This window comes from Capilliphycus salinus ALCB114379 (assembly GCF_047276495.1).
Lineage (GTDB): Bacteria > Cyanobacteriota > Cyanobacteriia > Cyanobacteriales > Microcoleaceae > Capilliphycus > Capilliphycus salinus.
In genome coordinates this window covers 7,331,009-7,353,882 of record NZ_CP178543.1, presented here as the reverse complement: position 1 = coordinate 7,353,882, position 22,874 = coordinate 7,331,009, and the positions used below count along the sequence as shown (strand labels likewise).

Annotated in this window: 18 protein-coding genes; 12 read left to right on the top strand and 6 right to left on the bottom strand. The window is 43.1% G+C overall.

What is annotated here, in order from left to right; genetic code table 11:
• Nucleotides 1-106 precede the first annotated feature (106 nt).
• A complete protein-coding gene (locus tag ACL6C3_RS29900) occupies nucleotides 107-1,489 on the bottom strand; it encodes a YfcC family protein (RefSeq protein WP_413163705.1) in 1,383 nt (460 codons plus the stop codon).
• 145 nt (nucleotides 1,490-1,634) lie between these two features.
• Nucleotides 1,635-2,654, bottom strand: a complete 1,020-nt coding sequence (locus ACL6C3_RS29895) for an NAD(P)H-dependent glycerol-3-phosphate dehydrogenase (RefSeq protein ID WP_413163704.1) — start codon at nucleotides 2,652-2,654, stop codon at nucleotides 1,635-1,637.
• 323 nt (nucleotides 2,655-2,977) lie between these two features.
• Between ACL6C3_RS29895 and ACL6C3_RS29890 the strand changes: the two genes are divergently transcribed.
• The 5 genes from ACL6C3_RS29890 to ACL6C3_RS29870 all read left to right on the top strand — a co-directional run bounded on the left by ACL6C3_RS29890 (nucleotide 2,978) and on the right by ACL6C3_RS29870 (nucleotide 8,551).
• The gene (locus ACL6C3_RS29890) at nucleotides 2,978-4,816 is read left to right on the top strand and encodes a glycoside hydrolase family 15 protein (protein WP_413163703.1); all 1,839 of its coding nucleotides are present in this window, start codon (nucleotides 2,978-2,980) and stop codon (nucleotides 4,814-4,816) included.
• Nucleotides 4,817-5,410: 594 nt separating this feature from the next.
• Nucleotides 5,411-6,028 carry a hypothetical protein gene (locus ACL6C3_RS29885; protein ID WP_413163702.1) on the top strand — a complete coding sequence of 206 codons (618 nt, stop codon included), beginning with the start codon at nucleotides 5,411-5,413 and terminating at the stop codon, nucleotides 6,026-6,028.
• Nucleotides 6,029-6,088: 60 nt separating this feature from the next.
• Entirely contained in the window at nucleotides 6,089-6,226 is a 138-nt protein-coding gene (locus ACL6C3_RS29880; RefSeq protein ID WP_413163701.1) for a hypothetical protein, read from the top strand.
• A 205-nt stretch (nucleotides 6,227-6,431) separates the two neighbouring features.
• The gene (locus tag ACL6C3_RS29875) at nucleotides 6,432-7,589 is read left to right on the top strand and encodes a nucleoside hydrolase (protein WP_413163700.1); all 1,158 of its coding nucleotides are present in this window, start codon (nucleotides 6,432-6,434) and stop codon (nucleotides 7,587-7,589) included.
• 149 nt (nucleotides 7,590-7,738) lie between these two features.
• Nucleotides 7,739-8,551: a THxN family PEP-CTERM protein gene (locus ACL6C3_RS29870; RefSeq protein ID WP_413163698.1), complete on the top strand. Its 813-nt coding sequence runs from the start codon at nucleotides 7,739-7,741 to the stop codon at nucleotides 8,549-8,551.
• Here ACL6C3_RS29870 and ACL6C3_RS29865 read toward each other — a convergent pair.
• Nucleotides 8,517-9,824 (bottom strand): anthranilate synthase component I family protein, encoded by a 1,308-nt coding sequence (locus ACL6C3_RS29865; protein ID WP_413163697.1) that lies wholly within the window; start codon nucleotides 9,822-9,824, stop codon nucleotides 8,517-8,519. The two genes, ACL6C3_RS29870 and ACL6C3_RS29865, sit on opposite strands and share 35 nt — an antisense overlap.
• Before the next feature lie 437 nt (nucleotides 9,825-10,261).
• On the opposite strand from ACL6C3_RS29865, the gene ACL6C3_RS29860 reads away from it, so the two are divergent.
• The 7 genes from ACL6C3_RS29860 (at nucleotide 10,262) to ACL6C3_RS29830 (ending at nucleotide 19,208) form a co-directional block, all read left to right on the top strand.
• The gene (locus ACL6C3_RS29860) at nucleotides 10,262-12,793 is read left to right on the top strand and encodes a CHAT domain-containing protein (RefSeq protein WP_413163695.1); all 2,532 of its coding nucleotides are present in this window, start codon (nucleotides 10,262-10,264) and stop codon (nucleotides 12,791-12,793) included.
• A gap of 253 nt (nucleotides 12,794-13,046) precedes the next feature.
• Nucleotides 13,047-13,847 (top strand): DUF928 domain-containing protein, encoded by an 801-nt coding sequence (locus ACL6C3_RS29855; RefSeq protein ID WP_413163693.1) that lies wholly within the window; start codon nucleotides 13,047-13,049, stop codon nucleotides 13,845-13,847.
• Nucleotides 13,848-14,033: 186 nt separating this feature from the next.
• Nucleotides 14,034-15,902, top strand: a complete 1,869-nt coding sequence (locus ACL6C3_RS29850; protein WP_413163692.1) for a CHASE2 domain-containing protein — start codon at nucleotides 14,034-14,036, stop codon at nucleotides 15,900-15,902.
• Nucleotides 15,903-15,992: 90 nt separating this feature from the next.
• A complete protein-coding gene (locus ACL6C3_RS29845; RefSeq protein WP_413163691.1) occupies nucleotides 15,993-16,442 on the top strand; it encodes a beta-lactamase hydrolase domain-containing protein in 450 nt (149 codons plus the stop codon).
• 49 nt (nucleotides 16,443-16,491) lie between these two features.
• Nucleotides 16,492-16,983: a DUF2243 domain-containing protein gene (locus ACL6C3_RS29840; RefSeq protein WP_413163690.1), complete on the top strand. Its 492-nt coding sequence runs from the start codon at nucleotides 16,492-16,494 to the stop codon at nucleotides 16,981-16,983.
• 190 nt (nucleotides 16,984-17,173) lie between these two features.
• Nucleotides 17,174-18,268, top strand: coding sequence for a DNA polymerase beta superfamily protein (locus ACL6C3_RS29835; RefSeq protein ID WP_413163688.1), 1,095 nt, complete (start codon nucleotides 17,174-17,176; stop codon nucleotides 18,266-18,268).
• Between the two features lie 184 nt (nucleotides 18,269-18,452).
• Complete coding sequence (locus tag ACL6C3_RS29830; RefSeq protein WP_413163687.1) at nucleotides 18,453-19,208, top strand: Rossmann-like domain-containing protein; 756 nt, start codon at nucleotides 18,453-18,455, stop codon at nucleotides 19,206-19,208.
• 59 nt (nucleotides 19,209-19,267) lie between these two features.
• Here ACL6C3_RS29830 and ACL6C3_RS29825 read toward each other — a convergent pair whose 3' ends face one another.
• The 3 genes from ACL6C3_RS29825 to ACL6C3_RS29815 form a co-directional block, all read right to left on the bottom strand.
• A complete protein-coding gene (locus ACL6C3_RS29825) occupies nucleotides 19,268-20,602 on the bottom strand; it encodes an S-layer homology domain-containing protein (RefSeq protein WP_413163686.1) in 1,335 nt (444 codons plus the stop codon).
• A 423-nt stretch (nucleotides 20,603-21,025) separates the two neighbouring features.
• Complete coding sequence (locus tag ACL6C3_RS29820; protein ID WP_413163684.1) at nucleotides 21,026-22,099, bottom strand: YheT family hydrolase; 1,074 nt, start codon at nucleotides 22,097-22,099, stop codon at nucleotides 21,026-21,028.
• Between the two features lie 49 nt (nucleotides 22,100-22,148).
• Nucleotides 22,149-22,802 (bottom strand): TetR/AcrR family transcriptional regulator, encoded by a 654-nt coding sequence (locus ACL6C3_RS29815; RefSeq protein ID WP_413163682.1) that lies wholly within the window; start codon nucleotides 22,800-22,802, stop codon nucleotides 22,149-22,151.
• Nucleotides 22,803-22,874: the final 72 nt, after the last annotated feature.

Here is a 22,874-nt window from a genome sequence, read left to right as displayed (position 1 = left end):
AGAGAGACAAGGTTTTATTTGGGGTTTCCATAGTATTATTTCCTCACGATTTGGGTCAAAAACGATGATGGGAAAATGGGTGGGGAATAAGACAAAATAACTGAGTTTAACTCCAGCCAATTTGAACCGCAATAAACAGAAAAAACATCGCCCCTAAAAACAAAGCAACCATCAACGGCATTATCCAACGCAACCAAATTTCATAGGGGATTTTGGCGATAGAAAGGACACCCATTGTTACCCCACTGGTGGGAATAATCAGATTATTTAAACCATCTCCCATTTGAAAGGCTAATACTGCGGTTTGTCGAGAAATTCCTAATAAATCACTCAACGGCGCCATAATGGGCATTGTTAACGCCGCTTGTCCTGAACCGGAGGGAACAAAAAAGTTTAAAATGGCTTGAAACCAAAACATCGCTTGTACTGAAATCACCGCAGGTAAACTTTCAACGGTTTGGGTAATTTGAAATAAAATTGTGTCGATTATTTTCCCTTCTGTGGCGACGATTAAAATCCCCTTACAAAACCCCACAATTAAACAGGCTGTCATCATGTCTTTTGCCCCATCAACAAAAGAATTTGTGGTTTGAGAAAGGGAAAGTCCACCAATTAACGACGAAAAAATTCCTAAAGCCAAGAATAATCCGGCTATTTCGGTAATATACCATCCTTGAGTTGTGACACCCCACGCTAAAATAAAAATTGTTAGTAAAAATAGGATTAAAACGATAATTCTATTAACAGTGAGGGGATATTCTCGAACTTTTTTTTCTAATGGGGTTGCGGTTTCAACGGAATATAACAGACTATTTTCTCGACTAACATCTTGACGGTAAATATACCACAAAATATAAGCGATCGCAAGAATAGAAAACACCGCCCAAACTAAGAGTCTGTAGCGAATTCCACTAAATAACGGAACTTGAGCAATTCCTTGGGCAACTCCAACGGTAAAGGGGTTTAAAAATGCTCCCGCAAAACCGACACCCGCCCCCACAAAGGGAATAGCAACCCCGGTAATTGTATCATAGCCTAATGCTTGGGCTAAGGGAATGGTAATTAATACAAAAACTAATATTTCTTCGCTCATCCCAAAACTACCTCCACAGAAGGAAAAAGCGAGGATTAACACCGGAATAATCACCCATTTGTAAGCCGGATTTCTAACGGTTAAATTGACTAATTTTTCTAACCCTGCATCGATAGCACCTGTGGCGTTTACCATGCCAAATGCACCGCCCACAAAGAAAATAAAAGCAATCACTTCAGCAGCAGAAATAAAGCCTTTTACAGGGGCAATAAAGAAGCTGAAAATGTTTTGAGGCGAGGGTTGTACAACTTGATAAGAACCGGGTACAACAATACTACGATTTTCGACAATTTCTCGAACATATTCTCCGGCTGGAATAATCCAGGTTAGCACAATTACCAGAAGAAGAATAAAAGAAGAAATCACAAGAGTATCCGGTAACTTAAATTTGTTCATTCTGTTGAAAATGGGATTATAGTGAGTCTAATAAATATTGTATACTTTGGGCGGTTAACATAAATTTATTGCCCGCGAAAATTAATTGTTTAAGGGCGGGCTTATCCGAATCTATTTTTTTACAAAATCTCGTAGGAAGCCGCCCCTAAGGTTGGTGTGTATCGGAACTTTTAGGTTGAATAATTCCCTCGTAAAATTCTGGTTTTAAATCCCGTTCCATCAACGCTTCTACGGCTTGTTGGGGCGTAATTTGATTATTTAAAAGTTGATAAACTTTCCAAGAAATCGGAACATTTATCTGTTCTCGCCGGGCAATTTCAATTAACACATTAGTTGTATTAACCCCTTCGGCTGTAGTTTCAATTTCAGCAATAACCTCCTCTAACGTTTTCCCTTCTGCGAGTCCGTAACCGACCCGATAATTGCGGCTTAAATTACTATTACAGGTCGCCAACATATCCCCCAAACCCGACAACCCAAAAAACGTTTCTTTCTGTCCGCCCAGATGAGTTCCGATTCTAATAATCTCCGTTAAAGCCCGAGTTAATAACCCCGATTTTGCATTAGTTCCCAAGTGCAACCCATCGCAAACTCCGGCTGCAATTGCAATCACATTTTTTAGCGTTCCTCCCAACTCCGTCCCCACCGGATCGGAACTGGTATAAACCCGAAAACGCTTGGAAGAAAACACCTGTTGAACAATATTTGCAGCATCAATATCCAAACTTGCAACCACCGTTGCTGCGGGTAATTCTTGTTCAATTTCTTTCGATAAATTCGGCCCGGATAACACAACAATTGGATGATCCGAACAGCAAGCCGACCAAATTTGTGAAGGGGTGCAAGTGGTTTCTGTATCCAAACCTTTTGTAGCGGTAACAATCGGAATATTTTCCCTCAAACCAATCGCTTTAATTTGATTCGCCGTTGGCGAAACTCCGGGCATAGAAATCGCAGAAATCACCAAATCTACATCCGCAACAACGTCCTCGATAGAATTCCCCAAACTCGGCGACCAAAGCCGGACTTGATGACCATTATACCTCGCCAAACCCGCCAACGCAGACCCCCACCTCCCGGCGCCCAAAATTGCTAAAATTTTATCTTGAGAATCAAAAGATGAATCGAGATTTTCCTGAGTATTGGTATTGAGGTTAGATTGCATAATCAATTCACGAATAGGAAAGGGGGGTTGAATTTGGGGTTAAACCTAAAATATACCTTATATATACAGAACTGGCACGAATGCTAATGTTATCAAAGAGAAGCAGTTATACCAATTCTTGATGAAGCTGCATCTAATTGATCCCCCCTTGCCCCCCTTACTAAGGGGGGTGGCGTTGGCGAAGCCTATCCGAAGGATATAGCCGGAGGGATCAGAAAAAGTTGCATGATTAGAAAGAAATGGTATTAGATTGCGATCGCGATCTAATTCCAGATCCCTCCGATGCAGGGCAGTACAGTATTTAATTCTGTTTAAGCTACATAATGAACTATCAACCGATTCAAAATTACGGCATAATTGGCAATATGTACACCACCGCCTTGGTGGGATTAAACGGATCAATTGATTGGTTTTGTTTTCCCCATCACGACTCGCCGAGTGTATTTGCATCAATTTTAGATGAAAACAAAGGCGGATATTTCCAAATTGCCCCCGCCGTTCCCGATGCTACCCACAAACAACTTTATTGGCCGGAAAGTAACATTCTCGTTACCCGTTTTCTCACCTGCGATGGTGTGGGCGAAATTGTTGATTTTATGCCGGTCGGTTTGCGAGAAGATCAAATCGGCTATCATTCCCTGATCCGGGAAGTGCGCGTGGTTCGGGGTACAATGACCTTTACCGTTGATTGTATACCCGCTTTCAACTATGCCCGCGACGATCACGAAACCACCATCACCCCCAAAGGCGCCTGTTTCTACTCCTCAACGGCCAATTTGGGACTCGCCACCGATATTCCCCTCGAACCCAAAAATAAGGGCGTCTGTGCCAAATTTACCCTAGAAGCGGGAGAAATTGCCGTTTTTGTGTTGCAGGGAACCGAAGCGGGGGCGGGTTGCGGTTTACCCATCAAACCCTCTCAGGCGACAGAATTATTTAAACATACGGTCAACTACTGGCGAAACTGGCTGTCCAAATGTACCTATCGGGGACGCTGGCGGGAAATGGTGGAACGTTCGGCGTTGGTGTTGAAATTGCTGACCTTTGAACCGACAGGCGCCATTATTGCCGCCCCCACTTGTAGTTTACCCGAAGGCATTGGCGGACAGCGCAATTGGGATTACCGTTATACTTGGATACGGGATGCCGCTTTTACGGTATACGGTTTGATGCGAATTGGCTTTACCGAAGAAGCCGAAAAGTTCATGTGGTGGATAGAAGAACGCTGCAAAGAACTCAATCCCGATGGTACTCTACAAATTGTCTACGGAATTGATGGCCGTCATGTTCTCACTGAAGAAACCCTCGATCATTTAGAAGGATATCGTCAATCTAGTCCGGTTCGCATTGGCAATGAAGCTTACACACAACTTCAATTAGATATTTACGGCGAATTGATGGATTCGGTTTATTTGTACAATAAATATGGCACTCCGATTTCTTATCAACTCTGGTCTCAACTGCGAAAGCTGATGAACTGGGTTTGCGATCACTGGCAAATGAAAGATCAGGGAATTTGGGAAATGCGAGGCGACAAACAGGCTTTTGTTTATTCTCGTTTAATGTGTTGGGTGGCTTTAGATCGGGCGATACGACTGGCTGATAAACGTTCGCTTCCCGGTGAACGTCAACGTTGGTTAGATATTCGCGATCAAATCTATGAAGAAATCATGGAAAAAGGCTGGAATGAAGAACGCCAAGCTTTTATGCAATATTATGGCAGTGATACCCTCGATGCGGCAAATTTAATCATGCCTTTGGTGTTTTTCCTCTCGCCTACCGATCCGCGAATGTTGAAAACGATTGAAGCCATTAATAAGCCGCCAGATAAGGGAGGATTGGTTTCAGATAATCTGGTTTATCGTTACAATGTTGATGAAACTCACGACGGTTTAGAAGGAGAGGAAGGTACTTTTAATATTTGTACGTTTTGGTTAGTTGAAGCGTTAACACGATCGGGACATCTCGATCAAAAACGTTTAGAATCGGCCCGTTTGATGTTTGAAGGAATGATCGGTTATGCTAACCATGTCGGACTTTTTGCCGAAGAAACAGGCGCCACAGGAGAAGCGTTAGGAAATTTTCCCCAAGCCTTTACTCACTTAGCATTAATTAGTGCGGCTTGGAACCTTAATAAAGCCCTTGGAGAACACGGTAAATAGGGCAGTAATACTAATAACAGTAGGTTGGGTTGAACAACAGTGAAACCCAACAAATTTTTAGTTGGGTTTCTAAAATTGTAGGTTGGGTTGAACAACAGTGAAACCCAAAAAATCCTTAGTAATGTTGGGTTTCGTTCCTCAACCCAACCTACGAGTCTTTACAAAACCCCCCCTTATGTAAAGTTGGATCGGTTGCTTGGGGGTGAAAGTTTAAAGATTCCGTAAAAATACGGTTGGGGTATTGCCGTAACGGAGTGAACCCGATTATTATGTGTTCAGAAATTTCGTCAATCAAACCTCCTGATTTCAACAAGCAGTCACACAGGAAAGACTACATTTTATCGAGATTTAAGTTCCGAATAGGGTTGGTGTTCGGGTGAAATTTTATATATTTTACCCTCTTCAATAGATTGTCAGAATAAGTTTAGCCCGATCATTCTGTTAATGGAAATCGGGAAACTTGCAGTTAGCCTGATGTTTTAAGTCGGGTTAATCTGGAGAGAGTTAAACGAGTTTCCAGGGGATAAATTCCCCCGAATTTAAGGTGCTTTTTTCGAGTCACTTGATCATTCACTTCTACCTAATTATCTAACTATGACTCTCAAAAATATCTTCAACCAAGTTACATCTACCGTCGCTACTGCTGTTGTTTTGTCTGCGGCGATCGCACTCCAAGCACCCGAAGCAAAAGCAGCAACTTTTAAATGGGACTTCTCTAACCTTATTGGTGGAGTAGATGGAACAGTTTCAGGAACACTTGAAGTCGAAGAAGGAAACGATGTTTCAGCAACATCTGTTATCTTGACCTCTACCACAAATCCAATATTTGATTCCTTAGTTGGATTTGATTTTACTACACTTCCTAACTTCGCAAATCAATTTAATGTTGAAGGGAAAAAGATCACAGCAGCACGATTTGCAACGGATTTTTTTAGCAATATAACTAATCTTAATATGGAATTAAATTCCGGGGTATTCGGAGATCCAGATAGTCAAAATCAAGGGACATTAACAATCGCTGGAAACCCCTTTGATGTTTGTACTGAAGATTGTTTACAAACCGCAGAACTGTTTGGAGACAATACAGGAGAAACTCAGTTTGCTCCCACTTTCAAAGCCGTACCGGAAGCGTCACCTGCGACCGGATTATTAGTCACATTCGGATTGGTTGGAGTCTATCAACTTCGGAAAACCATTCGTCGGTTTCATTAATAGCTACTTATCCTTAAGCTAAAGGGTAAATAAAAATTCAAGTGAGTTTAATCTGAAAGAATGCCTAGTTTAGTGATGTTTTGTTTGTTAGCTGCGAGTTTAACTCCTCACAAACAACAAGATCGAGGCTTAAATAATATTCCGGGGATGGGCATTGCCCATCCTACTTTTATTTTATATTTTTTGTATGGACTTTAAATAACCCTTTTTCTGTAAAGCAACTCCAAAAAAAATTATAAAATCTTTAGAAAAAAATTTTATTTTTATGAGATAATTTGAGTTGTAAAGTTGATTTCTGGATGACTTATGAAAGTCTTATAACTCGTCGTTTAAGCCTTTTGTAAGTTGATAAACAACCGAAATCTTTATGAAATTAAAGGCTAATTTTTTCTAGGTTGAAAGCATGAGAAATATTTTCACGGAAATTGCTGCTACCGCAGTGACAACGGTTGCCTTTTCAGGTGCGTTTGCTGTTAACGCATTTGCGGCTACAATGAAACCAACTCCCCTGATTTTTGATGATGATGGGAGTCAAGATGGGATGACCGCCTTAGCTTATATGTTAGCGAATCCTAAGTTTGAGATTGAAGCCATTACAATTGCCCAAGGCATTGCTCGTCCTGAAATTTTTGTCAATAATGTTGAACGGATGTTAGGACGACTCAATGTTACCGGAATTCCTCTGGGAATTGGTAGCCCCAATCCTGTGGCGGGAAACAACGCTTTTCCCGACTTTGTTCGGGATGGTTCTGATAGCTTTTGGGCGCCGTTTGTGACGCTACCGGATAGCGCTCCCCCTGCTGAAAAAAGATCGGCTGCTGAACTGATTGTAGAAACCGTTAAAAACTCTCCCGAACCTGTTGCTATTTTAGCCACCGGTCCGTTAACAAATATTGCCGAAGCTTTACGACTTGACCCCACAATTATCAATAATATTTCTGTCGTTGAAATTATGGGCGGAGCCGTATTTGTTCCCGGAAATTTAACCACATTTCCTGACCCACCTTTCTCTACAAACTCCACTGCTGAGTTTAATATTTGGATCGATCCGTTAGCCGCTCAAGAAATTTTTAGTGCGGCTGAAAAGGGATTAAAAATTCAGTTAACTCCCCTAGATGCCACCAACAAAATCGAATTTAGTCGCGAAGATTACCAAGCCTGGATCGAGACAGGAACACCGGAAAGTTTAATCGCGGCTGAGTTTTTAGACTTTGCTCTGACTGTTATTCAAAATGACGACGATCCGAACGCAGTTTGGGATTTAGTTGCGGCAATTAACCTCAGTGAATCCGACTTTTCAACCGAAACTTTGCTATCGTTAAATGTTGATACAGAATCCGCTCCGGGTGAAAATCAAGGGCGAACTTTTGTTGATGAAAATGGATTTCCCGTGTTTGTTTCTCTCAATCCTAGTTTTGATAACGTGCCTTTTAATGAGGGTAATCTGTTTGCATACCTCGAAGAAAGTAAGTCAGTACCGGAACCTACAACAACTGCGGGTTTACTGGTATTTGGTGCTTTAGGGGCCGTATTAACTCGTCAGAAAAAACAAACCAAATAGTTAGAAATGGGGATGGGGATTACCCATCCTTATATTTCAACAAAAATTGTTGTAATTTTAATTGTAAAATTCCGTAAAGTTTTTCTGTTTTCAGGAACAAATTACAGTATCCTAATAGGCAAGTTAATGACCTTTCTCGGGAGAGATTTATGTCATCAAAACCTTCTATTAACTTGCTGTTAACCTCAGTTTTGACCTCGGCGTTTGCATTGGGGGGAACTGCGGCGAATGCGTTAACTTTAAACGGTTCTTCGGGGAGTTGGAGTAATCCCGTCGGCGGAGAATTTATTCAATACCAAACCATAGGCGAAGAAAACCAAATTCGTTGGGGTAATCCCGTCACTCCAGGAGAACAAAGCGGACTCGGGTTTACCGGAGTTGATTCTACAGAGATTGAACTCGAAAACGTTTTTGAAATTGGAACATTGAGTCATTTCAATAATGTTATCTACGGAAATACAGCCGCCTCTGCGGTTGATTTAAGCTTGAATTTAGACTTTGCTGAATTGGGGATGAAAACCTTTGATTTCAACTTAGAAATTGATGAGACTAAGAACAATGGAAACTGTATGTATTACAGTGTCAGCAGCGACTGTTCCGACAAGATTTCATTTCCCACCGCTTTTGCACCCCAAAGCTTTGAAATTGACGGAGTTAGCTACACGTTATCCTTAGTTGGCTTTAGCGACGGTGCCGATCAAGATATTCTCAGCGATTTTATTTCCCAAGAACATCAAACTTCACAAGCCGTTTTATTTGGGAAAATTACCGCTGTTGACAATATAATTTCGCCGACGATAGAGACTGAATTAGAACTTCCCGAACCGCCAACCGAAGGAATAGTTGCCGCCTTGACAACCGAAGAAAACCAACTCATTCCCGAACCCCAATTTTTGGGAGGTTTTTTGGCTTTGGGTTTAGTTTTTGCTAATCGGTTTTTAAAACGAGATTGGTCAAAATAGTATTCATTTTGTTGCCGCATTCAATATACTCTCTTTGCGGGATAGATTCTCCCATAATACCCGCCCCTGCGTTTAAATGAATGCTGTTTCCATATTGATAAGCCGAACGAATGGGAATCGCAAAATCTGCTTGTCCTTCCCGGTTTAACCAACCAATTGCACCTGCATAAATTCCTCGGGGTGTATCTTCTAAACGATCGATCCAAGCGATCGCCTGACTTTTTTCAATTCCGGAAACGGTAATCGCCGGAAACAAGGCTTTTAACGCATCCCAAGGCGTTTTATCCCGTTGCAAACGTCCGACAACGTGAGAAGATAAATGTTGAACATAGGGATACTGTTTCACCTGCATAAAATCTAAAATCTGCACTGTATTCTCAATACAAATTTCTCTCATTTCTTGTTGAACTAATAAAATCGAAAGGGCGTGTTCTTTGACTTCTTTTGCATCGGTAAATAATTCTCGCTGAAGTTGCAAATCTTCTTGGGGATTTTTCCCTCGGGGTCGAGTTCCCGCCAGGGGATTTGTAACAATCCAATTTTCAGAATTAATCTCCATTAAAATTTCGGGACTAAACCCAACCCCCCGCACTTCTCCCAACTGAAAACCATAGGAACGTGCGGAATGATTTCCTTGATAACCCAGTGCATAAGTTCCTAAAATATCCAGTTCTCCGGGAAATTTTATCGAACGACAAATAATCGCTTTTTGCAATTCTCCCGCTTGGATAGCTTGAATTAACTGCTGAACTTTTTGAAGATATTGTTGTTTTTCGGTAAAATAGAATTGGGGTATAGAAGTCGGAGAATAAGTCTTTACGGGTGTCTCAATTTCACAGATCGCCTGCAACTTGGACAGATGATTTAAACTTTTGAGATAAACCCCTTCTGAGGTGATGCGAAGTTCCGTTTCGGGAACAAAAAAATAAAGCAGGGGTTGATCGATCGCTTTGGTATAGGGATAATAAAAACGAGCCATATCAAAGCTAACATAACCGTATGCTGTCCAATTCTCTATCGGTAATTTCGCCAAGGCTGACTCGACTTGTCCAAAGGGATCTCGGATCGCTTCTAACTGAGTTCGATCTAAACTTTGAATACAAACCGTTTCCAGATTAACGGACACGACGGCTAAAATATTAGCGGCGATGCGAACCTCCTGTTTCTGGTGGTACATCATATAATCAAAAAATAGCCCAGATTCTAGCAGATTTTGCAACAAAATCAGGGAGTCTCTTTGACCGGGGATAAATCGTTCTTGATAAGTCAGCATTTAGTATAGATTGAGGTACACCAACACAGTTAATGGTGTTTGGGGTGAATGTTTCAATTTTTTTAATGTACCATCTCAATTCCGATTAAAAACTTTTGCAGATTTCAATCTGTTAAGCAATTTTTTCCCCCGCTAACGGGTTTCGGGTTGGGTTCGTCTCGCGTCATTGCTCCAAACATCTAAAGTGTAGCGACTATTGGACAAACAACAATTGAACCCACAACCCGAATACCAACCTATCAAAATACCACTGTTGTGAACCTCTGTCAACCTAAATGAGTCAACAAACTAATCTGAACCCCGAGAATTGCCCAAACTAGAGAAAATCGGCTGAATAAGATTATACAGTTCTGTTAAACAAACCAGACATGATAGGAATTGGAGCATCTATGGCGCTTCGCACAAAAAAGAGGGAACACCGAAGGGGAAACAGGTGGTTGAAATGGGTTGCAATGGGTCAATACAGCAGCGTGACTTACTCGATGGGGAGTCTTCTGTTACTCTCGCTTTTAGACACTCAACCCGCATTTAGCCAACTCCCACCCGACTCCCCCCACCAAACCCTGCAACAAAGCCGACAATATTACCGAAACGGAAAAAACAACGAAGCCGCCAAACTCCTCCAACAAGCTATTTCAGACTTCGCCGCCCGGGGGGATACCCTAAACGAAGCGATCGCCTGGAGTAATTTGGCCTTGGTTTGGCAAAATTTGGGAGAATGGGAACAGGCAATGATCGCGATCGACCGCAGCCTCAACCTGTTAAAATCGCGATCGCAACCCCGTATTTTGGCCTCGGTCCTCAATATTCAAGGTCAGCTATACCTACAGCAAGGACAAGCCTCACAAGCCCACCAGACGTGGAAACAAGCCGAAGAAGTCTTCGCCCAACTCAACGATGTTAACGGGGTGTTGACGACCGAAATTAATCAAGCCCAAGCCCTGCAAGCGTTGGGACTCTATCGCCAAGCTTTAAGAACTTTACAACAAATTCGGGAAAATTTGCGATCGCAGCCAAATTCTTTGCTGAAAGCAACCGGACTGCGAAGTTTGGCTGAAGCGCTGCGAGTGGTCGGACAACTTGACGAGTCTGAAACGATTTTACGGGAAAGTTTGGAAATTGCTCAACTTTTGGGGACGACTCAAACCCAAGGGGAAATTTGGTTGAGTTTGGGAAATACTTATCGCGCCCAACAACAGCCCCAACTGGCGATCGAGGCTTACCAACAGGCCGAGAAGTTAGCCGATTCTAGTTTAACTCGGATTCAAGCTCAACTCAATCACCTGCGCCTGTTAACGGAAGCTGAAAGTGAAACTATTGCGATCGCCCTGTGGCCGGAAATTCGGGTACAATTATCTGAGCAACCCGCCAGTCGCAAAGCGGTTTATTTGCGGGTGAATTTGGCTGAAAGTTTGCTAAACTTACCCCAACCGGAATTTAAGGTTGCGGTTGAACTGCTGAGTGAAACTATTGCGATCGCCCGACAATTGCAAGACAAAAAAGCCGAAGCTTACAGTTTGGGGAGTTTAGCCGCAGTTTACGAACAAACGCAACAGTGGTCAATTGCCGAGAGGTTGACTGAGGAGGCTTTGTTGTTGGCTACTGCCATCAATGCACCCGATATTAGTTATCGTTGGCAGTGGCAGCTTGGTAGACTGTTAAAAGCCCAGGGCAAAACTGAAATGGCGATCGCGGCTTATAATGAGGCGGTCAATACGTTAGAATCGTTGAGAACCGATCTGGTTGCGGTCGATCCCGATGTTCAGTTTTCGTTTCGAGAGAGTGTTGAACCGGTTTATCGCCAGTTGGTGAGTTTAATTTTACAGCCTTCCCCATCGGGTGAAGTTCCTTCTCAGGAAAGCCTGAAAACCGCCCGGGAGTTAATTCAATCTTTACAACTGGCGGAGTTGGATAATTTCTTTCGCGAAGCTTGTCTCGATGCCGATCTTCAACAGACATCTATTGATCAAGTTGATCGGTCGGCGGCGGTGATTTATCCGATTATTTTGAGCGATCGCATCGAGGTGATTTTGTCTTTGCCGGATCAACCGTTGCGATCTTATTCTACACCCATCGACGCCGAACAAGTGGATGGGACGGTCGAGCAACTGCGACAGTTGTTTATTCCGGTGTTTTCGTCTCAAGAACGTCGGAATCTGTCTAAGGAAGTGTATAATTGGTTGGTGCGTCCTGCCGAAGTTTACCTCAACACCAGTCAGATTGAAACGTTAGTGTTTGTGTTGGATGGTTCTTTGCGAAATTTGCCGATGGCGGCGCTTCACGACGGACAACAGTATTTGATTGAAAAATATAATCTGGCTTTAACCCCGAGTTTAAAACTCTTGGCGCCCCAACCGATCGCGGATCAATCTCTGAAAACGTTAACGTTGGGATTGAGTGAAGCCCGTCAGGGGTTTATCGCTTTGCCTGCGGTGGAGTTGGAAATTGAACAAATTCAATCTCAGGTTCCCGCCGAAGTTTTCCTCAATCAAAAGTTTACCAAAGAGCGCTTAGAAAAGCAATTAAATCAAAGATCTTTTTCGATTGTTCATTTGGCGACTCACGGTCAATTTAGTTCTCAAGCGGAGGAGACGTTTCTATTAACTTGGGATGGTCGAATTAATGTTAAAGATTTTGACCGCTTATTAAGAAATTCTGAAAATGATTTTAACCCAATTGAACTATTAGTTTTAAGCGCCTGTCAAACCGCAACGGGCGATCAAAGGGCCGCCTTAGGGTTGGCGGGGGTTGCCGTGCGATCGGGGGCGCGAAGTACCCTGGCCACCTTATGGCAGGTTAATGATGTTTCAACAGCCTTCCTAATGACAGAATTTTACCGTCAGTTGGCTCTATCGGAGGTTAGTAAGGCGGAAGCGCTGCGTTCTGCTCAGTTAAAATTATTACAAGATAGCCAATATCAAGACCCCTACTATTGGGCGGCCTTTGTCCTTGTTGGAAACTGGTTGTAATCCGCTTGCCCCCTCCTCAGTCCTCAAATTTTTTTTGATATGAGTGTTAAAATATACTTAAGAAAACCTTAAACATTTTCTTTTTAAGGGAGAGTTAGAATTGTTATCTTAGATCATAGAGATCTAAAAACTGAACTCCTGCAAAGGGAGGTTTAGCTCACCCGTTTAATAGACAGCCTCAAGTTGAGAGGAGAATGATAAACTGGGGCATCTGGCGATCGCAAAAAACTATCACCATGAGGATCAACCCCATATGGACAAACAACATTTTTTTAAATATTTTTCTCAACAGTTCCTAAGCATTTTAATCACGGTTTTGGTGGGAGTCGGGATGTTCCCGAGTCTAGCGGTGAGGGCGGAAAAATCATCATCTCAGGAAAAAACGAGAGTGAGTGTAGCCTTTCAACCGCCACCCGGTCAAGGAATGCCAAACCGCACCGCAGGCGGCGCTTCACGGACAGGAAATAGCTGCGGTCGGTTATCATCAGATAAAAGCGATCTGACGGCTTTAGTGCCGGCCTTACAAAAACCCAACGCCATCGGTCCCAGTTTAACCGGATTAACCACCGAAGCCAACCCAACATTTTACTTTTATTTACCCGCAACAGCAGCGACAGAAGGGGTATTTAGCCTCAAAGACGAAAACGAGCAAGACCTGTATCAAACCCGCTTATCGGTGGCTGGCAAAACGGGGATTATTAGTGTTAAACTGCCATCAGATACGCCTGCTTTAAAAATCGGTCAGTCCTACCGTTGGTCTTTTGGTCTAATTTGCCCAAGCCAGTCCTCGCAACAGCCACCAGAAGTTATATTTGTAACAGGGGAAATTCGCCGAGTCGAAGCCGATGCGGCCGTATCGGAGCAACTTCAGCAATTGACTCCTGTAGAACAGGCTGCGGTTTATGCTGAAAATGGCATTTGGTTTAACAGTGTAGAAATTTTAGCCAACTTGCGGCAAACTCAGCCCAATGATTCGATGTTGGCTAGTATGTGGGAGGAACTTTTAAAATCTGTTGAACTCCAAGAAATTGCCAAACAGCCCTTCATCAATTAAAAAATCTTGCAGGGTGGGTTGAATAATAAAATGAAGTGCGATCAAACCAGAAATGTGTCTTCAAAACCTACCCCCATTCAAAAACCAGCGGGTGTTATGGAGTTTGAAGTTCACAACCGAAAAAAAAAAGGTTTTTTAGGCTTAGGAACTTTTAACTCTCACCCGAGGTTTTCGTTCCTCAAGTCCATGCGTCGTTGGTTGATTGTTCCTGCTGTCGGGATTCTGGTGATCGGATTGCGAACGTCCGGGGTTTTACAATTGGTAGAATGGGCGGCTTTCGATCAAATGATCAGTTGGCGTCCGATTGAACCGGTCGATCAACGCATTGTCATCGTGACCATAGATGAACCGGATATCCAAAAAATTGGACAGTGGCCGATTCCCGATGTGACGTTAGCACAATTGCTGGAAAAAATCAAGGAACAACAACCGGTAGCCATTGGTTTAGACATCTACCGAGATTTACCGGTTCCACCCGGACATGAGCAGCTTCTCGAAACCTATCGCACGACACCAAATTTAATTGGTATTGAAAAAGTCGTTAGCGATGTGAACGGTTCGGCGGTTGCTCCCCCGCCGATGTTAAAAGAACAAAATCAAGTCAGTGCAGCGGATTTGGTTTGGGATGGGGATGGTAAAATTCGGCGGGCGCTGTTAACCATACAACCCCCGGAAAGTGAAATGGTGTTTAATATTGGCTTACAACTGGCGCTGATGTATTTACAAGCCCAGGGAATTGCGCCGGAAATGACAGCCAATAACGAAGTTAAACTCGGATTGGGGGTATTTACTCGTTTTACTGCTAACGATGGGGGTTATGTGCGGGCTGATGAGAACGGCTATCAAATTTTATTAAACTATCGGGGGTTATTAGATCATTTTCAAACCGTTTCGATATCGGATATTTTAGCAGACCGGGTGTCACCGAATTTGATGCGCGATCGGATTGTGTTGATTGGGACAACTGCTGAAAGTCTGAATGATTTGTTTTTTACTCCTTACAGTAGCAGTTTGTTAAAGGTTAGCGATCGCACGGCGGGGGTGGTTATTCACGCCAATATCGCCAGTCAAATTCTTAGTACCGCCCTCGATAATCGACCCGTGTTTAAAGTCTGGTCAGAACCGATAGAATGGTTGTGGATTTTGATCTGGTCGGCGGTGGGAATGACTATCGGATTGAGTTATCGTCCGACTAAAGGAATGATCAGGATTATTCTCGCCGCAGTTAGTTTGACGGTGATTTGTTATCAGGTGTTTTTGCGGGGGTGGTGGATACCGATAGTTCCTCCGCTGTTGGGGTTGTTGGGTTCGGGAACGGCGATCACGGGTTATATTGCTCATCAAGAACGTCTTGAACGACAAACGTTGATGAATTTGTTTGGGCGCCATCTCACCCCGAAAATTGCCGATCAGATTTGGGAAAGTCGCGATGAACTTTTAACTAAAGGTCAGTTACTCGGACAGAAAATGACGGCAACGATTTTATTTGCTGATATCCGAGATTTTAGCACGATCGCTGAAACAATGGAACCGGATCGGTTGATGTTTTGGCTTAATGAATATATGAATACTATGGCCGATACTGTACTCAACCATGATGGTATTATTGATAAGTTTATCGGTGATGCAATTATGGCGGGGTTTGGGGTGCCTTTACCTCGCACTCACGAGTCAGAAATTGCCCAAGATGCGATTTTAGCGGTTTCTTGTGCGGTGGCGATGGGGGATAAATTGCGATCGCTCAATCACAAGTGGAAACAAACTCAACAGCCTACGGTTTCGATGCGTATTGGTATCGCGACCGGCTTGGTGGTTACGGGGAGTTTGGGCAGTTCTCAACGGATGGATTATACCACGTTGGGCGATACGGTGAACGTGGCGGCTCGTTTGGAAAGTTATGATAAGTCTTTTGGTTCCGGGTTGTGTCGAATTTTGATTAGTGAAACGACTTATCACTATATTCGGGATCTATTTTCTACGACTTTGGTCGGTCATGTTCAGTTAAAAGGGAGACAAAAGCCGATTGATGTTTATCAGGTTTTGGGAGTTAAATAATTGATCAGTTTGATTGAATATTTCTTCCGATAGACGCGATTATATTTACTACCTCTTAAGGTAAAGACTATATGTCGAATCAATATAGTCATGGAAAACGCTAAAAAAATTAACGATCAACTCGTGGTCGCCACCAACCAAGTCACGTCCGCCCAGTTGCAACAAGCCGCAAAAGAAGGGTTTAAATCGGTGCTAAATTTGCGATCGCCTCAAGAAGAAGGTTTTCTCACTGATGAGCAGCAACAGGCAGAAAATGCGGGGTTGCAATACGTTAATATTCCCGTTCAACCCGACAAAATGACTGATCAACTTGCCGATCAAATTATACAACAAATCGACCAACTTTCCAAGCCCGCTTTAATTCATTGTAAAAGTGGATTGCGATCGGGTGCAATGGCGTTGATGTACGTTGCAATTCAAGAGGGAATGTCGGCAGATGCGGCAATGGAAAAAGGTCAAGAAATGGGGTTTGATTGCAGTAAATCTCCGCAAATGAAAGCGTTTTTTCAGTCCTACGTTTCCGAACATTCTCAGAACTAATTGGTCGGAATAGTGAAAATGATTTACTGCAATTTGGGAGAAAAAAATAATGAATAATGAAACGATAAATAAAAACGTACCTTCGACAACTTCAGACAGTAAAACGTTAATTCTTGCGGGTTTTTTGTTAGGGTTTGGTTTGGGTGGGTTTATTGATGGAATTGTCTTGCATCAGTTGTGGCAATGGCACCACATGATCGCCAATCTTGTTCCGACCAATACCCTCGCCGGACTCGAAACAAATACCGTTGCGGATGGTGTTTTTAATGCGGGGATGTTGACAATTACTGTAGTCGGTTTAAGTTTGCTGTGGAAAAGTATTAAACAAAATCCCTATTTTTCCCTTTCAACTCGCGCATTTATCGGATGGAATCTTATCGGTTGGGGAGGGTTTAACCTGTTTGATAGTGTTGTTTTTCATGCGGTTTTGAGACTGCATCACATTCGCCAAGTTCCCAACTTTATTATTTACGATATCGGCTTTTTTCTGATCGGAGGTTTTCTCGTTTTAGGCGGTATCGTTTTAACCCGAAAATATTAATTTCACATTCGAGAAGGTGGGGCGGGTTTATTTAGGTTGTTTGTAACAAATATAGATTTGTGCGGAACCCGCCCCTACATTGGTGTGGGTCAAACAGTTGCGGGTTGCTAATTCCCGTGTTATACTACAAAGTAATACAAAGTTAAAAATATGAGGAACGAGCAGTATAAATTGTTCGTTTAGTTCATCAATGAATCGTGAAGAAATCGAACAAAGAACGATTTTAATCGCCTTAACCGGTTCGCGGGGTTATGGGTTAGACACTGCAACCTCAGACTATGATTATCGAGGTATTTTTATCGCTACAAAACCCTATTATTTTGGATTGAGTCAAATCGAACAACAGGATAAAGGGTGGGATGAAACGCCCTCCAAACTTTTTCCTTATTTGGCAAAAGATACCTGTATTTATGAACTGAGAAAGTTCTTGAAATTGGCGGTAGACAACAATCCCAATATCTTAGAATTGCTGTGGTTTAAAGACTACGTTCACCTGACAGAAGTCGGTAAAATCTTACAGCAGCATCGACAACTCTTTCTTTCCAAACGCATCAAACAAACCTATTCCGGTTACGGTTACGCCCAAATCAAAAAGTTAGAATCTCACCGCCGTTGGTTACTCAACCCCCCACAACATAAACCGACTGCGGCTGAATTTGGGTTGGTCGAAAAGCAAGCTTTAAATATTAGCCAGATCAACAGTTTTTTGGAATATTTGTATTTGTTGGTACGCGATCGCATAGAATTTCTACAACCCGCCAAAGAACTGTATAACCTGTTAAACGCAGAAATCGACTACAAAAGTATTTTAAAACAACATTCCCTTCCCGATGAGACGTTAGAAACAACTAAAAATCTAACAAATTGTTCGGAAAATTTTATTCAAGTTTTGCAAAAAAGCCAACAGTATCAGCGGGCGGTTCGAGAATATAAAAACTATAAAAGTTGGCAAAAAAACCGCAATCCCGAGCGTGCTAAAATGGAGGCAAAAGTTGGCTACGATTGCAAATTTGCCATGCAAGCTATTCGGTTATTAAAAACGGGGATAGAGGTTTTAAAAACACAAAATCTGATTGTTGACCGTCGAGAAGCGGGAGACGCTGAGGAATTATTGGCAATAAAAAAAGGTCAATATTCCTACGATGAAGTGATGGAAATGGCAAAACACCTTTATCAACAATTGGATGAAGCCGAAACCGTTTCAACTCTGCCAAATTCCGTTGATGAATCTGTTGTCAATCAACTCTGTATGGATTTAGTTTCAAAACAAGGATTTTCATCCTAAAAAACCTCTTTAAATTGAGAATTGATAATGGATAATTGATAATCCGATCAACCGGTTAAGGAGAGTTAACGGAATTCTCAGCAAAACTCGATGAGGTTGTGACAAACCCAAAGAACTTATTAAGCGAGGAGAAATTGAAGACAAATGTGTTAATAATAACAAAGTCAGCTAATAGCAAACTTCTATGACTAATTCCCGTCAAATTTATGACCTGCTACTCGATAAAAGTGCCAGCAATACTCCCATTCAAGAAGTTATTATTGGTTTAACCTGGACGCTGTGTATCGCCGAAGGAATGGGGTTGTGTATGAGTCCGGGAATACCCACTCGCACTTTACCCTGGTCGGGAACTTTAGTCAATAAACCCACCTCGGAATTGACGTCGTGGGTGCGATCGTGGGATAGTTATCAAGCAACGGTGGGAATGGCGGTTATTAATGCTATAATTAACACAGAATCTCCCCTTCCCAAAACAGCCGAACCCCTTTCAACGACGGGTCCCGCAAATTTAGCTGTATTTGAACATTTTTTACCCCAAATTCGCGGAAAACGGGTGGCAATTATTGGGCGCTATCCCGAACTTTCTCGCTATGAAAAACAGATGAATTTGGTTGTCATTGAAAGACAGCCCACCGGTTCAGATTTACCCGACCCCGCTTGTGAATATATTTTACCCGAGTCCGAATGGGTGTTTTTAACCTCAACTTCTATCGCAAATAAAACCTTTCCTCGCCTGGTTGAACTGTCAAAAAATGCAACATTAGTGTTAATGGGTCCGACTTTACCCTGGTTAGCAGAATTGGGAGAAATGGGGGTGAATTATTTAGCCGGTGTGCGAGTAACCAACCCCCAAGCGTTGCGTCAAACCGTTGCAGAAGGCGGCGGAACCCGCATTTTTGAAACCGGAGTTCAATACTGCGTTCAGAAAATTTCCGGCTAGTTTTTTCTGGCTAGTTTTAGCCCCTATTTCTGTCTACAATTAGCCAAAAAATTCACAACTTAAACATCAACATTTTCCTCCGGTTGTAATCGTTCCGGTGGATTAATTCCCCAGTCTTGACGCAGGAGAACATATTCGCGTCGAATCGGACTGTAACGGTAAATTAGAGAATAGTAAACGGGAGCATTAGAGCTATTGATTTTGAAATCTAGAATAATTTCCGGTTCTTTATCCCCGTCAATATCTTCTACTTCTACCCCCAAAAATTCATCGGTTGGCTGATTGTTTCTTCCCGCTACTAATAAAATTGCCTCGCTAAATTTTAAAATCCCCCGTCGGACAATTTGTAAGCGCAATTTGCGGTTATTTGAAGCCTCATTTTCCGGCTGATAAAACAGTAAAGCTTCCACATCTTGGGCGCTCGCGGTTGCTTCTAAAGTCTCGGGAATTTCGGGGATTTCCGGTAAAGATTCGGCATTATTTGCGGCTGTTTCTGATGGCGTTTCGGGGATTTCTTGGGTGAAATTGGGAGAAGGTTCGGAAGGTTCTGGAGTTGGGGGTGTGGCTTCGGTGTTGGCGGTGGCTGAAGGGACAATTTCCGGTTTTTCTTCGGCTTGTTTGGCGTTTAAAACCACCGTTTGAGGGGTGGGAGTTGATAAGCCCTCGGCGGGAATTCGGGCGATATATTGAGTGGGAATAAAAGGAGTTTGACGAGAATCTGCGATCGCCTGACAGATAAAAGTTGCAACTTCGGCGCGAGTGGCGGGTTGATTGGGATTTAAACGTTTAACATCGGGATAATTGACGACCAAACCGTTTTCTGTCGCCGCAGCAATTGCGGTTTGTGCGGTTTCTGGAATTTGATTCGCATCGGTAAAAATCAGATCTAATTGTTCGGTTGATAAGATCTGAGGTTCATAGGCTAAACCTTGGGTTAAAGCGGTTAAAACTTGCGCCCGAGATACGGTGGTTAGGGGATTAAACGCCCCCGCAATATACCCCGATAAAAAGCCTTTGCGATCGGCTTCTCGAATGGCGTCATAAGCCCAATAAGTGGTGGGAATATCGGCAAAAGTTGTCGGTTTGCGAACGGGTTCAACATTAGGAAAAGCTTGAGTTAAAATAATCGCCAATTCAACCCGTTTCATCGGTTCATCGGGGCGAAAGCGATCGTCTTCCCGGTTTCCTCCCACGATTTCTCGTTGCGCCAGGGTTTGAATACATCCCCGCGCCCAATGTCCTTGAATATCAGAAAACTCGGTAACAGTTTCGGGTTGAGTTGAGTCTTCTGGGATAATTTCACTCTGGGCGAAACTCACCTCAACTTGACAGAGGAATGTGATTCCTACTGCTACCCCTAATCTGAGTTTATCATCCCCTTTTTTCCTGTTCATGTTGCATTTTCTGGCAAATTCAAGAATTAATTTTCAGCCTATTCTAACTATATTAATCGTTGGCGAGTCAATGATCGGGTACTGCTTCAAAGATTTTATCTGCTTTGGGGCAGATGTCAAGCCGCTTGTTTTCCCCTCCATCGGTAAAGATTTATCGATCTTCGAGTTGGAGCGAGTTTTTACAGTTTACAGTTTACAGTTTTCAGTGCGTGAGTTTTACTTGCTATAACTGTTCACTGGTGACTGGTGAGGCAGTGCTGACTTGGCGGAATAGTCGCGAAGCAACTGCCGAACCCGTAAGGGGGACTGGTAATGAGTGACTGTAAAAACTCGCCCCTACCCTTGGGATTATTAATTAGTCGTCGGATCTGATATCAGTAACGCTCGGTTTGGAGGAATCGAGACTTAGTTTTTTTCTGTTTCTCAGGTGAGTGAATTGTTTGAATTAGACCGCCGATCGCACCATTCTAAAACGCGATTCCAAGCCCACCAGCGATCGCGATCTTTGGCTTGACGTTTGCAGGATTTACTGCTAATATAACCAACGTGACCGCCATATTCAGTTAAGATTAATTCGATCTGAGGATTTTGGCGATCGGCTTCTTTTAAATCGGGAATAATTGTGGGGTCAAATAAAGGATCGTCAATCGCATAAAGAATCAAGGTTGGTTTTTGTAATTGAGGCAACAAAGGTAAAGCGCTGCTGGCGTTGTAATAGTCTTCTACCGATGAAAATCCCAACCGTTCAATCACCAATTCTCGATCAAATCCCCAAATACTATTGGCTCGCTTAATTGCTTCTGGATCAATAACATCGGGATGAGCTTTGTAGATGCGTCTGGCGAGTTTTTTTAACTCTTTGGCGATCGCTTTTTCGAGATATTTTCCCCAGGGATGCTGCACCAAATAAGTTAGAGAGCGGTTAGAATCCAAACTCGGACAAATCACCGCCCCCCCGCCAAAATCCGACTCGGTAAAATTGACATTATTTCCCCAAGTGGAAACCGTTTGAGCCGCTTTCACCCCCCAAAGCGCCAACTGTCCGCCCAAGGAATATCCCGTAAACCAAAAGGGAGGGGAACACCCCAGGGCTTTGGCTTTGGCGGCGATGCGAACAAAATCTTCTCCTTCGTAAATGCCATCTGAAGTCAGGGTCGGCGAGAGTTCAGCCGTTTTACCGTGCGCCCGCCAGTCAAACAAGACCACGCTGTAGCCCTGGGCGTAGGCTTTGCGTCCCAAAAGTCGGAGATACCATTGGTTATCCAAATCTCCGGTAATCCCGTAGGTGCCGATAATTGTACCCCGTGAATGTTCGGCAATGGCATATATACCAAAAATCGGAACTTTTCCCGCACCGAGAAAGATATGATCTTCATAGGGCGGTTCGGGATAAGGGGTGGTTTGTTCCCAGTTTTTCTTGGCTCTCAACGCCGCATACAGGGTCATCGTTAAGCCATTTTTGAGCGGAAAAGGGGGAGTATAGGAGAATTTATCCATTATTAATTACAACCAGAACGGGCAAGTCGATTATCTCTTTATAGTTAATTTAACTGATAAAGTTCACCGATTGACGGTTGAGATCTGGGGTTTTTTGTCCGGATTTAATGATAGTATCAACCAGGCTATCAATTAACCGTTCCGATTCCATTGGCATCAGTTTGTGACCTTGCAGGACATTCTGAACGATGATAAAATGAATCAATCCTCCCACAAAAATTCGGGCGGTGGCTTCGGGGTCGTTAATTTCTAAATCTGGACAATCTCGAAGATATTCGGTTAATGTGACTGTCGCCGGTTGAATCAGTTCCCGCACAAAAATTTCTGCTAAATCTGGCCGTTTGCTGGACTCGGCGATAATTAAACGGGCAAAACACAGATATTGCTCCTCACTGGCATTTTCTAGTATTCTCTGGGCTAAATCTCGCAAAACGGAGTTCGGTTCGCCTTTGAGGGGTTTTGACCAAACTAGGCGAAATTTATCGGAGGCGATGCGCTTAACCAGGGCGGTAAACAGGCCGTCTTTATCACTAAAATGGCTGTAGAGGGTTTGTTTGGAAACGCCTGCGGATTTGGCGATTTTATCCATACTGGTGCAAGCATAGCCATTTGCTAGAAATTCCGGCATCGCACCTTTGAGAATTTGTTCGGCTTTCTCCGCACATCCGGGACGTACATATTCGGAGTTGGTGATTTTAGGCATAGCATCCATCCTCAGTATATTCTTGGTATATTATCTTTCTCGCTCCCCCGTTTCAAACCGTACCAAACTGTA

Bases quoted from the DNA above. Each gene is read 5' to 3' on its own strand.
- ACL6C3_RS29835 (WP_413163688.1), top strand. From the start codon at position 17,174: ATGAATCGTGAAGAAATCGAACAAAGAACGATTTTAATCGCCTTAACC.
- ACL6C3_RS29830 (WP_413163687.1), top strand. From the start codon at position 18,453: ATGACTAATTCCCGTCAAATTTATGACCTGCTACTCGATAAAAGTGCC.
- ACL6C3_RS29875 (WP_413163700.1), top strand. From the start codon at position 6,432: ATGAGAAATATTTTCACGGAAATTGCTGCTACCGCAGTGACAACGGTT.
- ACL6C3_RS29850 (WP_413163692.1), top strand. From the start codon at position 14,034: ATGCGTCGTTGGTTGATTGTTCCTGCTGTCGGGATTCTGGTGATCGGA.
- ACL6C3_RS29840 (WP_413163690.1), top strand. From the start codon at position 16,492: ATGAATAATGAAACGATAAATAAAAACGTACCTTCGACAACTTCAGAC.
- ACL6C3_RS29870 (WP_413163698.1), top strand. From the start codon at position 7,739: ATGTCATCAAAACCTTCTATTAACTTGCTGTTAACCTCAGTTTTGACC.
- ACL6C3_RS29825 (WP_413163686.1), bottom strand. From the start codon at position 20,602: ATGAACAGGAAAAAAGGGGATGATAAACTCAGATTAGGGGTAGCAGTA.
- ACL6C3_RS29895 (WP_413163704.1), bottom strand. From the start codon at position 2,654: ATGCAATCTAACCTCAATACCAATACTCAGGAAAATCTCGATTCATCT.
- ACL6C3_RS29885 (WP_413163702.1), top strand. From the start codon at position 5,411: ATGACTCTCAAAAATATCTTCAACCAAGTTACATCTACCGTCGCTACT.
- ACL6C3_RS29890 (WP_413163703.1), top strand. From the start codon at position 2,978: ATGAACTATCAACCGATTCAAAATTACGGCATAATTGGCAATATGTAC.
- ACL6C3_RS29845 (WP_413163691.1), top strand. From the start codon at position 15,993: ATGGAAAACGCTAAAAAAATTAACGATCAACTCGTGGTCGCCACCAAC.
- ACL6C3_RS29900 (WP_413163705.1), bottom strand. From the start codon at position 1,489: ATGAACAAATTTAAGTTACCGGATACTCTTGTGATTTCTTCTTTTATT.
- ACL6C3_RS29865 (WP_413163697.1), bottom strand. From the start codon at position 9,824: ATGCTGACTTATCAAGAACGATTTATCCCCGGTCAAAGAGACTCCCTG.
- ACL6C3_RS29880 (WP_413163701.1), top strand. From the start codon at position 6,089: ATGCCTAGTTTAGTGATGTTTTGTTTGTTAGCTGCGAGTTTAACTCCT.
- ACL6C3_RS29815 (WP_413163682.1), bottom strand. From the start codon at position 22,802: ATGCCTAAAATCACCAACTCCGAATATGTACGTCCCGGATGTGCGGAG.
- ACL6C3_RS29855 (WP_413163693.1), top strand. From the start codon at position 13,047: ATGGACAAACAACATTTTTTTAAATATTTTTCTCAACAGTTCCTAAGC.
- ACL6C3_RS29820 (WP_413163684.1), bottom strand. From the start codon at position 22,099: ATGGATAAATTCTCCTATACTCCCCCTTTTCCGCTCAAAAATGGCTTA.